This window comes from Klebsiella sp. ZJOU C1, from assembly GCF_035620215.1.
GTDB lineage: Bacteria > Pseudomonadota > Gammaproteobacteria > Enterobacterales > Enterobacteriaceae > Klebsiella > Klebsiella variicola.
Genome location: NZ_CP141644.1, coordinates 4,241,190 through 4,255,906, shown reverse-complemented (window position 1 = coordinate 4,255,906; position 14,717 = coordinate 4,241,190). Strand labels below are relative to the sequence as shown.

Genomic DNA, 14,717 nt, shown 5'->3' with positions numbered 1-14,717 from the left:
CAGTATGGCTGGGGATCAGTAACCGGCGTGCTTATTGACCAGGTTCTTCAGCGGCAGCCCGCGGCGCTGGCGCTGAATGTTCTCCAGCAACTGGCGGGCGATCACCTCGGCAGGGGCCGCAGAGGCCATATGCGGGGTGATGACCACCTGCGGATGGCGCCACAGCGGATCGTCCGCCGGCAATGGCTCCTGCGGGAAGACGTCGAGCACCGCCCCGGCGAGCTGGCCGCTCTCCAGCGCCGCCAGCACATCGTCATTGACCATATGCTCCCCGCGGCCGCAGTTGATCAACACCGCCCCGGCGGGTAGCCGGTTGAACAGCGGCGCGGCGAGGATACCTCGGGTCTGCGCGGTGAGCGGCAGGAGGTTAATCAGCCCGTCAAGCGACCCAAGAAAGTGGTCGAGCGCCTCCTCGCCGCGATAGCAGGTGACACCAGCCAGCTGCTTTTCACTGCGCGACCAGCCGGAGACCCGATAGCCGAGGCGGGCCAGCTGGTCAGCGATATAGCCGCCAATTTCGCCCAGACCCATAATGCCGATATGGAAGTCGGCGGCGGCGCGCTGGGGATAGAGCTTCCAGGTTTGGGTTCGCTGGTGGGCCAGCGCCCGGTCGAAATGGCGCTGAAACCACAGGACGCTCCACAGAGCATATTCGAACATGCCGTGGCGAAAATCTTCATCGATCACCCGGCACAGCGGGATCTCGCTGGCGAACAGCGCGGGCGGCAGATGATCGACCCCGGCGGACGCGGCCTGGATCAGCTTCAGCCCCGGCGAGCGGCTCAGCAGCTGCGGGTCCGGGAACCAGCAACTGGCGTACTGGGCGTCGCGTGCCGCCTGGTGATGGGGCAGAAGCGCCGTGACGTCGGGAAACTGCTGCAGGGCGGCGCAAATATCGCGGGCGAAATCCGCGTCGTTACAATCCACAACGATAGTGATATCAGACATAGGCGTTAGTCTTTGTAAGAGGTATCGAGACGGTCAAGACGGCGCAGCCACGCCTGCCAGACCTGTTGACGTTCATGCTCCACGCCCATCAGCTGCTCGCAGGCGTGCTGGCTGAGGTGCGGAGCGATGGTGTGGATCGGGCTGAGGGCCGCCAGCTGGGCGGTGGCCATCTGGATCTCGCAGGCGCGGTTCAGGTAGTACATGATATAAAAGGCGTCAGCCACGGTGCGGCCCACCGACAGCAGGCCGTGGCTCTGCAGGATCATGGCGATATTATTCCCCAGCGAGCGCTGGATGCGCGCCCGTTCGTCGAGGTCAAAGGCCACCCCTTCATAGGGATGGTAGCCGACGCGCTGGTAAAACTCGGTGCTGATCTGGTTGAGCTGCAGCAGGCCGTCCTCGCAGGCGGCCACCGCCATTCCCGGCAGCGTATGGGTGTGGATCACGCAGTGGGCATCTTCCCGGGCCATATGCACCGCGCTGTGGATGGTAAAGCCCGCCGAGTTAGCCGGTGCGTCGCCCTCTACGACCTTACCCTGCATATCCACCACGATCAGGTTGCTGGCGGTGACTTCGTCAAACATCATGCCGAAGGGGTTAATTAAAAAACGCGGCTCGCCGTCGCCGGGCAGGCGCACGGAGAAGTGGGTGTAGAGGGTATCCTCCCAGCCGAACAGCGCCGCCAGCCGGTAGGCGGCGGCCAACTGCTGGCGCAGGTGTTGCTCAGTTGCCATTTAGCGTACTCCCATAAATTCACGGATTCGTTGCAGAGAAGGGGCCTCCAGCGGGCTGCGGATCACCTGCGGGGCGATATCGGCCTGCACCACGCCGTTCTCCATTAGCACCACGCGGTCGGAAATCGACAGGGCGAAGTCCATCTCGTGAGTGACAATCAGCATGGTCATGCCTTCGCGGGCCAGCGACTGAATGACCTTCAACACTTCGCCTACCAGCTCCGGATCCAGCGCCGAGGTTGGCTCGTCAAACAGCATAATGTCCGGCTTCAGAGCCAGCGCCCGGGCGATCGCCACGCGCTGCTGCTGGCCGCCTGAGAGCTGCCAGGGGTATTTGTGGGCATGGGCCAGCAGGCCGACGCGGTCGAGCAGCGCCAGGGCCTGCTCGCGGGCGACCGGCTGGTCAAGCAGCTCGTGATAGCGCGGGGCCAGCATCACGTTGTCGAGCACCGTGCGGTGGGGGAACAGGTTGAAGCTCTGGAAGACCATGCCGATGCGCCGCACCCCGGCGCGCATCTGGCGTTTGTCGACGATGGCTCCGCCCTTCAGATAGTCCTCGCCGTAGAGAATGATCTCCCCGCCATCAAGGCTTTCGAGGGCGTTGATGGTGCGGATCAGGGTGGTTTTGCCGGAGCCGGACGGGCCGATGATGCTGATCACCTCCCCGTTCTCCACCTGCAGATCGATGCCTTTCAGCACCTCATGCTGACCCCAGGATTTGCGGATGCCCCGCAGATCGAGCGCTGGCGGCGCGCCGTTGACGGCCGGCGTTTTGATCTCCTCCGTCAGCGCCGGCAGGCTCTGGCGCAGCGCCTGGCATTCCGCCTCGCTGAGGGTTTGCGGACGCTTGCGCTGAATATCGAGACGATTTTCCAGCGCCCGGAACAGCCAGGTGAAGACGGTAACCACCATCACGTAGTACACCGCCACCGCCAGCAGGGTCTCCATCACGAGGAAATTTTGCGCATACAAGCGCTGGCCGGTGAGCAGCAGCTCGGGTAAGGAGACCACCGACAGAATCGAGCTCAGCTTAATGATGGTGATGTATTCATTGATCAGCGTCGGCAGCGAGATGCGAAACGCCTGAGGAATAACAATCAGCCGCTGGATGCCGATAAAGCTGAAGCTCAGCGCATGGCCCGCCTCGCTCTGCCCCTTGGCCACCGACAGCAGGCCGCCGCGGTGGATCTCCGCCATATAGGCCGCTTCGGTGACGGTCATCGACACAAGCCCGGCGATAAACGGCACCCCGAGTAGCGGCTGGGTCACCGGAAACAGCTGCGGCAGGTTGTAGACAAACACCAGCAGCACCATCAGCGGCACGCTGCGAAAAAACCAGATATAGAGTTCGACGGGGATCTTGACCCAGCGCGGCGCGGAGAGCTTCGCGCAGGCTAACAGAAAACCGACCACCAGGCCGATCCCCCAGGACAAGGTGCTGACCACGATCACGGTCACGCACGCCTGCCAGAATGCTCCAATGCTAAACAGTGAAAAAAAGTATCCCCAATCGAACGCCATACCGACTCCTGTTGCGCAGTGCTTATTGTCTTAATCGATGCTTTCTAAGTTGTATTTTTTGATCAGCGCGGCATATTGGCCGTTGGCTTTCAGCGTGGCCAGGGTGGCCTTAATCGCCTCCGCCAGCTCGGTGTTGCCTTTGGCGACGTAGATCCCCAGCGGCAGCGGGTAGACCAGGCGCGTAGAGCTTATCCCCAGGCGGCCGCGGCTCTTGTCGACGATGATCTGCGCCGCCGGGGCAATCTCAAGCTGGGCGCCGATGTTCTTCGACAGCAGCGCCTGCGAGGCTTCCGGCGCCGTCGGGAACTCCTGAATGGTGATGGCCGGTTTGCCGTTTTTCAGGCACCACTCATCGGAGTGTTTTTTCAGGCTGGTCACCCAGGTGGTGCCTGCCTGCAGGCCGACCTTCACACCGCACAGCTCATCTTCGGTTTTCGGCTGCACCGCGCCGCCCTTCAGGGCGATGATCGACGCGCCGGAGAGGGCGTAAGGGATGGCGTCGGCCTGTTTCTGGCGTTCCGGCGTCACGTACATCCCGGAGATCACCGCATCATATTTCTTGCCGATGCCGAGGATCAGGCTGGTGAACTTGGTGTCGATCAGCTGCGGTTTGGCCTGCAGATGTTGGGCGATCAGCGCGGCGAAATCCGGGTCGAGACCGACGATGTTGTTATTGCTGTCATAGGACTCAAACGGCGGGTAGGTGACCTCCATCCCCACCTTAAAGACGCCCTCGGTCAGCAGTTCCGCCGCCTGGGTGACAGGGGAAAAACAGGCGCTGACGGCGAGGGTAAGCGCGACACGGCGCGAGATTTTTTTCAGGGTGCTAGTCATCATGGTTCCTCACGGGTGGTTAGGGTTTTTTTGCTGTGCCTGTTTTTTCAAATGGCCAAAGGTATTGGTGCCGCGCGCGCGCTCCGGTAGCTGAAGTTCACCGCGATTGACCTTCTCGCGCAGGTAGCGATAGGTTTGCAGCGCCTGGCTCCACATATGCTCCCCGATGCTGAGCTCCTGATATTCACCGGCTTCGCCGGCGGCGAGGAAGGTCGGCAGCGGGCGGATCAGCGTGTGGTAATCGCAGGCGAAAAACAGCGGGAAGGAGTACCGCTCCTGCGGCACTTTGCGCACCCGGTGGGCTGTAGCAACAAATGTGCCAGCGCTGAGCACTTCCAGCATGTCGCCGATATTGATCACGAACGCCTCTTCTCCGGCGGCGTTCTTGACGGGAGGTGCATCGATCCACACGCTTTCTTCATTGAGGACTTCAAGGCCGGGCTGGTCGGCGAGCAGCAGGGTGAAGCACTCATAGTCGGTGTGTGCACCAATTCCGGGAACATCTTCGACGCTGGCGTCGAACGGGTAATGGATCAGCCGCAGCTTGGCCGGCGGGCAGGTCACCATCGGTTTGAAATACCCTTCCGGCAGGCCGAGCGCGAGGGCGAAAGCGTCGAACAGACGGTGGCCGAGGGCGAAGACTGCGTCGTAGTAGGCCAGCACCCGCGCGCGGAAATCCGGCAGATCGGGCCACTCATTGGCGCCGATCAGCGGCGTGCCGGCGAGCACCAGCGGATGGTCATCCGCTGCCTGGAAGCCGATATCGAAAGCCTCTTTATGGTCCGGCTTGCCGGAGCCGTAGATCTCTTCTCCTTCCGGAACGTAGCCCTTATGGCTTTTGGAGTGGCCGATGTAATAGTTCATCTTCTCCTCCATCGGCAGGGCGAAGATCTGCTTCGCCGCCTCGCGGACGCCGGCGATCAGCGCCGGGTCGATGCCGTGGCCAGTGATGTAGAAAAAGCCCACCTCGCGCGCCGCGCGGCCGATGGCGTCGGCCACCGCCTGGCGCCTGGCGAGATCGTCGCCGGCCAGATCGCGGATATCGATGGTCGGGAGTTCAGTAAAAGCGTGCTTCACGGCGGTCATGGCTGCGGTTCCTGTTCAGTGAGCGTTAAAAACTGCTGAAAGTGGGCCTGCTGGCGCGCGGCCATCCAGGCGTTGAGCGACCAGAGGTCGGCCACCGGGACGTTGGTGAACGGCAGATGGTGCAGATAGCCGTCGGCGCCAAACTCCGGGGTCAGCGTGGTCTGCGGGTAGCCGCGCTGGCGCTGTGAATACCAGACCTGCTGCCAGAAACGCTCGGCAAAAGCCAGCGCCGACTGATACTCCGGCGCCGCCGGGTGCGGCACCTGCGGCCCCTGGTCGTAGCCCACCCGAGCCTGCACGTGATGCACGCGGTCGATAAAGGCGCTGAAGTCATCGCTGGGGTCATCCAGCAGGCGCTCGCTGACCACCACCCAGTGGCTGATGTCGGCGGTAAAGCGCAACTGGGGGAGCTGCTGAATAATCTCCAGCGTGAGCCACGGGCTGTACAGCGAGGTGGCGCGATGGGTTTCAAAACTGCAGGTCAAACCAAACCCGGCGGCCAGCTCGTGCGCCTTGCCGAGAAAATCGACCTGCTGCGCCAGCGGCCAGCGATCGTTGCCCGCCAGCAGATTGACAAAGCGCGGGTTGAGGCTGCTGGCCTCGGCGAAGCGGGTCTGCAGGCGCGCCAGATGCTGCTCCGGCGTTTCATGCTGGGCGGGGAGCACTCCGCCGCCGCTGAAAAGAATGGCGATATACTCCAGCCCCGACGCCTGCAGGCGGTCGGCGAGCTCCCGCCGTTCGGCCACCGTTAACGGCACGCGGGCTTCGATACCGCAGCAGCCGACGCGCTGCAGTTCATCCAGCGTTTGCGACCAGGGGGGGGTGACTCCCCAGAGGGTGCGAAAGCATTTCAGCTCCATGGCGGCTTCCTCAGGCGTACTTCACGCCGGGCAGGACGCAGAGCATCTCGTACAGCAGGTTGGCCGCCAGCTGGGAGGTATTACCGCTCACGTCGTAGGGGGGCGAGACCTCGACCAGATCGGCGCCAATCAGGTTCAGGCCGCGGCAGCCGCGGACGATCTCCAGCGCCTGAATGGAGGTCAGGCCGCCGACTTCCGGCGTCCCGGTTCCCGGGGCCCAGATGGGATCGAGGCTGTCGATATCAAAGCTGAGATACACCGGCCCGTCGCCCATCTGCTGGCGGACTTCGGCCATCAGTGGCGCCAGCGAGGTATGCCAGCACTGCTCCGCCTGCACCAGGCGAAAGCCCTGGTCAACGCCCCACTGGAAGTCGCCGGCGGCATAGCCCTGGGCGCGCTGGCCAATCTGCACCACCCGTTTGAGGTCGAGCAGTCCCTCCTCAACGGCGCGGCGGAAGGTGGTGCCGTGGGCGATTTTCTCTCCGAACATCTCATCATTGGTATCGGTATGGGCGTCGACGTGGATGAGCCCCACCGGACCATGTTTTTTGGTCAGCGCCCGCAGGATCGGCAGGGTAATGGTGTGGTCCCCGCCGAGGGTTAGCGGGATCAGCGGATAACTATTCAAACCGGTGTAGTAATCTTCGATAATTTGCACCGATTTGAGCAGGCTGTAGGTATTGATCGGCACATCGCCGATGTCGGCCACCGACAGCGAGTCGAACGGCGCGGCGCCGGTTGCCATATTGTACGGACGGATCATCACCGATTCGGCGCGAATATAGCGCGGTCCGTAGCGCGTACCTGAGCGCTGCGAGGTGCCGATATCCAGCGGAATGCCGACAAATGCCGCATCAAGTCCCTGTAAATCTTCGATAAACGGCAGGCGCATCATTGTGGCGCGGCCGGCGAAGCGTGGCATCTCATTGCCACCCTGCGGTTGGTGAAAGAGGTTATCCATGTCTGCTCCTGAATCTGACGGATGAAACGTAACAGGAGAGATAGTGCGCAACCCGCGCTGGACTTTACATCGTCTGACGTAAATACTCAGTTCATTTATTGGTGAACTAAATACGATGCATCACGACGCCAGCCTTAATATTCGACAGCTGCAGGTTTTCGAGGCGGTGGCCCGCCTGGAGAGCTATAGCCGGGCCCAGCAGGAGCTGGGCATTTCGGTCTCCGCCATCAGCAATGCCATGTCGCAGCTGGAGGGACAGCTTGGCTTCACCCTCTGCCAGCGCGGGCGCGGCGGTTTTTCCCTGACTGAGAAAGGTCAGCAGTTTTTACAGCAGGCGATCCGCGTGCTGAGTGAACTCAATGAGCTGGAGCGGCAGTCGGCGCTGCTCAAAGGGGAGCACAGCGGCACCTTGTGCATCTCGACGCTCGACTCCATCGAGACCGAAACGGCGCTCTCGCTGCCGGTGGTTCTGCGCAGCTTCAGCGACAAATTTCCCCATGTGCATATCAAACTGATTATTCGCACCCCGGCGGAGCAACTGAACGGCGTGCTGAACAACCATATCGACCTGGCCATCGGTAGCTACAACTCGCAGGTGCATAACATCATCAGCGAGCCGCTGTACCGCGAACAGCACTGGCTCTACTGCAGCGATCTGCACCCGATGTTCTTCAGCCGCCAGCTGGATAAAGAGCAGATCAGCCAGTGCCCGCTGGTGACCCGCAGCTACTGGAACACCAGCGATTTGCGCCGCCGGGGCTTCAGCAAAGGCAGCGCCACCGTCGAGACCGTCGACGCCCAGCTGCTGCTGATCCTCTCGGGGAAATATATTGGCTATCTGCCGGAGCATTACGCCTGGCCGTGGATCAAAGAGAACCGCCTGCGGGTGCTGCTGCCCAACGAGTTTGGCTTTCAGTCGCCGTTCTCGGCTATCTGTAAGCGCGGGCGCAGCAATGAGCCCTACTTGAAAGCGTTCCGCGACCTGCTGAAGAAAAATACGGTGGCGCGGCCTAAGTGGAATTACTGAGTGGGGTAGGGGCTTCCCTCCGCCGCGGTGGTGGCTCTGGCGCTCAGCGCGCAGCCCGGCGGTGGTATTTCTCCTGTTTAAAAAACGAACAGCAGCCGGTAGCCCGCCCGGGCTGCGGCTGCCAGGCAACTGCCTCCAGGTTATCCACAGGGTTAGGCGCCGCTGGTGTGGACAGGTCGCCGGGCAGCGCAGTCGTTAGCGATTCGCTTTAATGGTTTTTTCCGCAATCGCGATGGTGGAGAGTTTGTGCAGGCAGATCAGCGCCAGACAAATCCCGCAGGCAAACAGATAACTCGCCATACTCAATTTTTGCAGACGCGATAAATGATTAATTCTGTCAATCACCGCTGGGCTGGCGAGGCCTTCATACAGGAAAGGCAGCGCCGTTAAGAAGCCGCCAATAAAATAGAGCACCAGACTGATGACTTCGACAGCCTTACGGTATAACCAGAAGCGATAACCCCATTTTTTCCATTTGAATATGCGTTTCTCATCATTGACCGAAATCAGATGCTGGCATTTACTGTAGTTATCAATATCGCTGACTGGATTTTTGCATTTCAACAATATCTTTCTTTGCGCCATGGTCAGGTTTTTATCTTTGGTCAGCGCGGCGATACCATATTCGTATGCGATCCGTTGCAGATCGGGGTCGTCACTATTTTTGTGCAGTGCGGCGGCGAATTCACTGATATTTTTGCGCGAGGTGAATATTTTATCTTTGGGAAATACCCAACCTGAACGCACGGCGACAATCTGAATAATCAACGTGATAATCGCTATCGCATATTTGAAAAACTCTGCCGAGAGAATATTCATATCCGTATATTCCTTTCCATGATGAAGGGGAGAACTGAAATATACCTTAGCCATGTGAGCGGAGAGGTGTCAAATATCACGCTGCGCGGGAAGAATATCTTCGGTGATAAGAGATTAGCGTCTGGGGAAAGGGGGAAAAATCCGCCAGCGTGGCCGGCGGAGGGGGCCGGGCAGGGCTTATATCGGCCTCGCCGTCAGGGCCATCATATCGCTGATCGCCTGCTGGCGGTTAAAATGGCGATCGCGGTGGATCTCACTCTCGCCCACCTGCAGCGAGGCGGCCCAGATCTGCTGACAGCGCGGCCGGCGGCGGGCGTCAAAGTGCGCCAGCGCGGCTGCTACGCTGTCGGTCTGCTGCAGCGCTTCGCGCAGCACGATGGCATCCTCAATCGCCATGCCCGCCCCCTGACCGAGATGCGGAGTGGTAGCGTGAACCGCGTCGCCCACCAGCACGACCCGCCCCTGATACCAGGGATCGTCGACGAACAGCTCCTCCAGCGGCTTATAGACGACCTCGTCGTTGTTAACGATATGCTCGCGCAGGCTGCCCGGTAACCCCGCGCCGGGCGGCAGACGGCGGCGCATCTCCGCCGCCAGCTGGTCGCGGGTGTAGCGGGGGTTATCCGCTTCATGGGAGGTGATAAACAGATACATCAGATCTTCCCCCAGCGGCACCAGCCCACAATTGCAGCCCTCGCCCATAAAGCACATCAGATGATCCACCTCCGGCGGCCGCGGAAAGTTGTAGCGCCACACGCCCTGGCCGGTAAAGCGAGGTTGATAGCGCTCGCCGTAGAGCATGCCGCGCACCCGGGAGTAGATCCCGTCGGCGCCGACCAGCAGATCGTAGCGCCCCTCGCCGCCGCGGCTGAAGCTCACCTCCACGGCATCATCATGCTGACGGAAGGCGTCAATGCTCTCGCCAGTGGTCAGCCTGGCCCCCAGCTCCTGCGCGGTGGAGCAGAGTACGTGGTGCAGGGCCAGGCGGGAGATACCGACGTTGGCCGGGAACTGTTCGCCCGCCAGCCGCTCGCCGGGAAAGCTGGCTAACTGCTGGCCGCTCAGGGTATGCACCGAGACGCTGTCAAACGGCCAGGCGGCGTCCAGATAGCGTTCCAGCACGCCAAGCCGCTGCATTTCGCGCACAACATTGTTCTGCTGAATGATACCGACGCCGTAGACCCGCCACTGCGGCTGGATCTCCACCACATCGACGGTGACACCGGCCTGGCGGAGAGCGATGGCGGTGCATAATCCGCCGATGCCGCCGCCAACGATTAATGCGTTATGGATATTCATCGTAGGTGTTTTCTCAAGGGGACAGAGAGCAGGACGTTAACCAACGGAGCGGCACGCTGACTAATCGCGATAAAGAATGATCGCTATCGCAAAAAACAATATCGCCGTGGAAATTGAAAACAAAAAGTTGCAGAAAAGTTAAATTAAGCCACAGGATAAGCACGCCATTTCTCGCCGGGGGACCCATGCGTTATCAACATCTTGACCTGAACTTACTGGTGGCACTGGATGTGTTACTGGATGAACAGAACATTACGCGCGCGGCGGGCCGGTTGCATATGACCCAGTCTGCCACCAGCGGGGTACTCAACCGGCTGCGCACCTACTTTGAGGACGACCTGCTCACCCAGGTGGGCAGAAAGATGCGGCCCACGCCGCTGGCGGAAGAGCTGCGGGAGCCGGTTCGCGACGTGCTGATGAAAATTCAGACCTCTATTGCCCGACGGCCGGTGGATGAGCCGGCAACCAGCAAGCGCCATTTTCGCATTATGGCCTCGGATTACGTGATCAACGTGATGTTGAAGGATGCGCTGCAGGCGGTACATCAGGAAGCGCCGAGTATGACCTTCGAGTTTTTCTCGCCTGACGCCCAGTCCACCGGCATGCTCAACCGCGGCGAGCTGGATATCATCGTGGCGCCGGAACGTTTTATGGCCGCCGACCATCCTGCCGAAGCGCTGTTTGACGAAGAGTTTGTCTGCCTGGCCTGGGCGGACAATCCCCACACCGGCGAGATGCTGACCCTCGACGCCTGGCAACAGCTGGGGCATGTGTCGGTGGTCTTTGGCCGTGAGCGCCAGCCGGGGCTGGAGGGCAATCTGTTTGCCGAGTCGGGGCTAAGTCGTCGTATCGAGGTGGTGACTCACAGCTACCATTGCGTTCCGCAGCTGCTGCTCGGCACTTCGCGGATCGCCACGCTGCACCGGCGGTTGGCGGAGCAGTACGCGGCGATGCTGCCGCTGCGTCTTTTCCCGGTCCCGGTGACCCTGCCGATGATGCGCGAATTTATCGGCTGGCACCGCTCGCTGGATAACGATCCTATCTTCGGCTGGCTGAAGGCAAAAATCGTCGCCAGCGCACGCTAACCCACGGGTATTGCTCCCGTCGATACCTGACATCCTGAGACATGATTGGTCGCCCGCAGGTGCTTTATGTGACAGTGCCTGCGCTAAAGCGACTGCGACTGAATGTTGAAGGATGACCCTATGTTTCGCTATTTCCCTAAAAACTATGTCTGGAACCTGTCGGTGGATCTCTCCATCGAGATGGGCGCCCGCATCGGTGAGATCGAAGAGATGTGCGCGCCGCTGCTGGCTGCGTCCGAGCATCCCGACGCCGAAGGCACCCGCGCGTTCCGGGAAACCTGGTCCCGAATGGCCGATAAATTATGCGCGCTGGCGGGCGAAGATGAAGCGCGGGGACGGCGGCTGTCGGCGGGAGAGAAGTATCTCCGGGCGGCCAACTATTACCTGACCTGCGAACGCCTGCAGGCGCATGGCGCACCGGACCGCGATGCGCTGTACCGCCGCTTTCTCGATGTCTTTGCCGCCGGGCTGCACCATACCCATGCCAACTGTCAGCGGGTAACCATCCCCTACGAGGGCAAAACCCTGTCGGCACTCTACGTCCGCGCCGAAGGGGTGACCGGCCGCGCGCCGCTGCTGGTGCAGGTCAACGGTCTCGACTCCACCAAAGAGATGAAATATCTGGTGGGATTACCGCAGTGGCTGGCGCAGCGCGGGGTCTCCTCGCTGGTGGTCGACCAGCCGGGAACCGGCGAAGCGCTGCGTCTTCACGACATGAAGGCCCGCTATGACAGCGAGCACTGGGCCAGCCGGATCGTTGACTGGCTGGAGCAGCACCCGGAGGTGGATGCCGGGCGCATCGGCATGGAAGGCGTCTCGCTGGGCGGCTATTACTGCCCGCGGGCGGTGGCGTTTGAGCCGCGCTTCGCCTGCGGCGTGGTGTGGGGGGCGAATCACGACTGGCGTGAGGTGCAGCAGCGCCGCCGCGAACGCGAAGGGGATTTTCCGGTACCGCACTACTGGCAGCACGTGCGCTGGGTCTGGGGCGGCGAGGATATCGACGCTTTTATGCGCCTTGCGGAGAACGTCCATCTCGACGGCGTACTCGACCGCATACGGGTGCCTTTCCTCGTCACCCATGGTGAAAAGGACTCGCAGATCCCGGTGAAATGGGCGCAGCGCACCTACGACCAGCTGGTGAACAGCCCACGCCGCGAGCTGAAAATTTTCACAGACCGCGAGGGCGGTGTGCAGCACTCCAGCTTCGACAACTCGATTAACGCCGGGCACTACATCGCTGACTGGGTGGCGGAAACCCTCGGCGGCCGGGTGGCCTGAACACGCATAAGGAACAACCGCGATGAATATTCTTGGTCCGGATTATCTGGTATTTGGCGTCGATGACCTGGCGGGTTGCCGGCAATTTCTTCTCGACTACGGTTTACGCGAGCAGGAGAACGGTTTTTTTAGCGCGCTGGATGGTACCGGCGTGCTGCTGCGGGAGCGTGACGATCCGTCGCTGCCCGCGGCGCTGCCCAGCGGCAGTCAGTTGCGGGAAACCGTCTATGGCGTGGCGGATAGCGCCACGCTGGAGGCGATTGCCGAGACGCTGCGCCGCGATCGTGAGGTGAAGCTTGGCGCCGACGGCGTACTGCGCTGCGTCGATGATGCCGGCTTTGCCCTTGGTTTTCGCGTCAGCCAGCGCCAGCCGCTGCAGCGGGAAGGGGAGAAAATCAATGCCCCGGGGGATCACGCCGGGCGGCCGGTCAACCAGACCGGGGCCAGCGCTGACATGGCGGCAGAGCCGCGTTCGCTTTCCCATGTGGTCTATTTTGTGCCGGACGCCGCGCGCGCTGAAGCCTTCTATCAACGGCTGGGCTTTGTCTGTACCGATCGCTTCACCCACGTCGGCCCCTTCCTGCGGCCCGCCGGCACCCAGGATCACCATACCCTGTTTCTGATCCAGGCTCCGCCGTTTATGACCGGTATTGAACACTTTACCTTCCATCTCGGCGGCCCAACCGAGCTGATGATGGCCGGTAGCCGCTTTCAGCAGAAGGGGTATCAGACCTTCTGGGGGCCGGGGCGCCATCAGCTGGGATCGAACTGGTTCTGGTACTTCAACAGCCCGCTCGGGTGTCATATCGAATATGACGCCGATATGGATCAGCACGACGACCACTGGCAGCCGCGCGAAGCACTGCCGGGGGCCGATAACTCGCAATATTTCCTGCTGGGGTATCGTGAGAAGTGGGCCCCCGGTCCGGATAACGCCCGCTGATGGTTCGTCTGTGCCGTGCCGACAGCCTGGCCGAGGGCCAGGCGCGGGGATTTGACCCTACGGGCAGCGGGCAGGCGACGGTGATTGCCTGCCGCTATCAGGGGACACTCTATCTGTGGCGCAACCGCTGTCCGCATCTGGATACCCCGATGAACTGGCGGCAGGACGCTTTTCTCAACGCCCGGGGCGACCGGCTGGTCTGCTTCGCCCACGGGGCGATTTTTATGCCGGACAGCGGCCTTTGCGTGCAGGGCGCCTGCGCCGGCCAACGTCTGAGTCCGCTGGCTGGCGACGTTGACGCCGACGGCTGGCTCTGTCTGCAGGAGGAGGCAGATCATGAAACTGGCAACACGAGATAACGGTGAACGCGACGGCTGCCTGGTGGTGGTCTCGCGTGATTTGACGCTGATGGCCGATGCGGCGGATATCGCTCCGACGCTCCAGCAGGCGCTGGAGCTGGCCCCGCGCGTCTGGCCTGCGCTGCAGGCGCGCTATCAGGCGCTCAATGCGCGCCGCTACCCGGCGGCACAACCCTATGATCCCTGGCGTCTGCTGGCGCCGCTGCCCCGCGCCTGGCAGTGGCTGGACGGTTCGGCCTTCCTCAGCCATGGCGAGCGCATGCAGCGGGCCTTTCATCTGCCGCCGATTGCCGGCGCCGACCAGACGCCGCTGATGTATCAGGGCAGCGGGGACGACTTTCTTCCCCCCCACGCCGGGATAAGCTGCCGCCGGGTCGAGGATGGCCTCGACTTTGAGGGCGAATTCGCGGTGGTGGTCGACGAGGTGCCGCAGGGCTGCTCGCCGCAGCAGGCGCTGAGCTATATCCGCCTGATCGTCTTGCTCAACGATATCAGTCTGCGGGCGCTGGCGCCGCGCGAGATGCAGACCGGGTTTGGTTTTATTCACGCCAAACCCGCCTCGGCTTTTGCGCCGGTGGCCCTTACCCCGGATGAACTGGGGGAGGCCTGGCAGCATGGGCGGGTGGCGCTGACGCTGCAGGTGATGCGCAATGGCGAGCCGTTTGGCTGCCAGTCAGGCAGTGAGATGCATTTCCATTTTGGCGAACTGATTGCCCATGCGGCGCAGACCCGCCGCCTGCGCGCCGGGACGGTGGTGGGCTCCGGCACGGTGTCCGGGCCGGACGCCAGCCGCGGCGCCAGTTGTATCGCCGAGGTGCGGGCCATGGAGATGCTGGCCCACGGCGAGCCGCGCACGCCGTTTTTGTCCCCAGGGGAGCGGGTGACGATGGCAGCCCACGCCCCCGATGGCCGGCCGCTGTTTGGCGTGCTGGATCAACACGTTGTGATGTTAATGGAGTAAAC

The 14,717-nt window shown here is 61.8% G+C and carries 15 protein-coding genes; 6 read left to right on the top strand and 9 right to left on the bottom strand.

Annotation, left to right across the window (positions count from 1 at the left end; translation table 11 throughout):
* Positions 1-15 precede the first annotated feature (15 nt).
* The 7 genes from SPE70_RS20305 to speB are packed head-to-tail and all read right to left on the bottom strand — an operon-like array spanning position 16 to position 6,944.
* Positions 16-948, bottom strand: coding sequence for a 2-hydroxyacid dehydrogenase (locus SPE70_RS20305; RefSeq protein WP_008806113.1), 933 nt, complete (start codon positions 946-948; stop codon positions 16-18).
* Positions 949-953: 5 nt separating this feature from the next.
* On the bottom strand, positions 954-1,682 hold the full coding sequence (locus SPE70_RS20300; protein ID WP_004899997.1) for a class II aldolase/adducin family protein: 729 nt from the start codon (positions 1,680-1,682) through the stop codon (positions 954-956).
* The gene (locus tag SPE70_RS20295; protein ID WP_136047553.1) at positions 1,683-3,203 is read right to left on the bottom strand and encodes an amino acid ABC transporter permease/ATP-binding protein; all 1,521 of its coding nucleotides are present in this window, start codon (positions 3,201-3,203) and stop codon (positions 1,683-1,685) included.
* A 30-nt stretch (positions 3,204-3,233) separates the two neighbouring features.
* Complete coding sequence (locus tag SPE70_RS20290) at positions 3,234-4,037, bottom strand: ABC transporter substrate-binding protein (RefSeq protein WP_016161662.1); 804 nt, start codon at positions 4,035-4,037, stop codon at positions 3,234-3,236.
* A 9-nt stretch (positions 4,038-4,046) separates the two neighbouring features.
* Positions 4,047-5,123, bottom strand: a complete 1,077-nt coding sequence (locus tag SPE70_RS20285; protein ID WP_032731120.1) for an isopenicillin N synthase family dioxygenase — start codon at positions 5,121-5,123, stop codon at positions 4,047-4,049.
* Positions 5,120-5,983, bottom strand: a complete 864-nt coding sequence (locus SPE70_RS20280; RefSeq protein ID WP_324726404.1) for a sugar phosphate isomerase/epimerase family protein — start codon at positions 5,981-5,983, stop codon at positions 5,120-5,122. The genes SPE70_RS20285 and SPE70_RS20280 overlap by 4 nt, the downstream gene beginning before the upstream one ends.
* Positions 5,984-5,993: 10 nt before the next feature.
* Positions 5,994-6,944 (bottom strand): agmatinase, encoded by a 951-nt coding sequence (gene speB, locus SPE70_RS20275; protein ID WP_004145693.1) that lies wholly within the window; start codon positions 6,942-6,944, stop codon positions 5,994-5,996.
* Between the two features lie 115 nt (positions 6,945-7,059).
* Here speB and SPE70_RS20270 point away from each other — a divergent pair, with 115 nt between their 5' ends.
* A complete protein-coding gene (locus tag SPE70_RS20270; protein ID WP_002914199.1) occupies positions 7,060-7,971 on the top strand; it encodes a LysR family transcriptional regulator in 912 nt (303 codons plus the stop codon).
* A gap of 195 nt (positions 7,972-8,166) precedes the next feature.
* Here the strand turns inward: SPE70_RS20270 and SPE70_RS20265 are convergent, their stop codons facing one another.
* Together SPE70_RS20265 and SPE70_RS20260 are read right to left on the bottom strand one after the other, a co-directional pair.
* A complete protein-coding gene (locus SPE70_RS20265) occupies positions 8,167-8,844 on the bottom strand; it encodes a hypothetical protein (protein ID WP_226544859.1) in 678 nt (225 codons plus the stop codon).
* A gap of 123 nt (positions 8,845-8,967) precedes the next feature.
* Positions 8,968-10,089 (bottom strand): FAD-dependent oxidoreductase, encoded by a 1,122-nt coding sequence (locus tag SPE70_RS20260; protein WP_072122893.1) that lies wholly within the window; start codon positions 10,087-10,089, stop codon positions 8,968-8,970.
* 185 nt (positions 10,090-10,274) lie between these two features.
* On the opposite strand from SPE70_RS20260, the gene SPE70_RS20255 reads away from it, so the two are divergent.
* From SPE70_RS20255 to SPE70_RS20235, 5 genes are all read left to right on the top strand, one after another.
* Positions 10,275-11,174: a LysR family transcriptional regulator gene (locus tag SPE70_RS20255; RefSeq protein WP_032731117.1), complete on the top strand. Its 900-nt coding sequence runs from the start codon at positions 10,275-10,277 to the stop codon at positions 11,172-11,174.
* A gap of 120 nt (positions 11,175-11,294) precedes the next feature.
* Positions 11,295-12,452, top strand: a complete 1,158-nt coding sequence (locus tag SPE70_RS20250; RefSeq protein ID WP_012967395.1) for an alpha/beta hydrolase family protein — start codon at positions 11,295-11,297, stop codon at positions 12,450-12,452.
* Between the two features lie 22 nt (positions 12,453-12,474).
* Positions 12,475-13,395 carry a VOC family protein gene (locus tag SPE70_RS20245; RefSeq protein WP_012967396.1) on the top strand — a complete coding sequence of 307 codons (921 nt, stop codon included), beginning with the start codon at positions 12,475-12,477 and terminating at the stop codon, positions 13,393-13,395.
* On the top strand, positions 13,395-13,754 hold the full coding sequence (locus SPE70_RS20240) for a Rieske (2Fe-2S) protein (RefSeq protein ID WP_012967397.1): 360 nt from the start codon (positions 13,395-13,397) through the stop codon (positions 13,752-13,754). Before SPE70_RS20245 ends, SPE70_RS20240 begins: the two co-directional genes overlap by 1 nt.
* Positions 13,732-14,715, top strand: a complete 984-nt coding sequence (locus tag SPE70_RS20235) for a fumarylacetoacetate hydrolase family protein (RefSeq protein ID WP_046622109.1) — start codon at positions 13,732-13,734, stop codon at positions 14,713-14,715. The genes SPE70_RS20240 and SPE70_RS20235 overlap by 23 nt, the downstream gene beginning before the upstream one ends.
* The last annotated feature ends 2 nt before the right edge of the window (positions 14,716-14,717 follow it).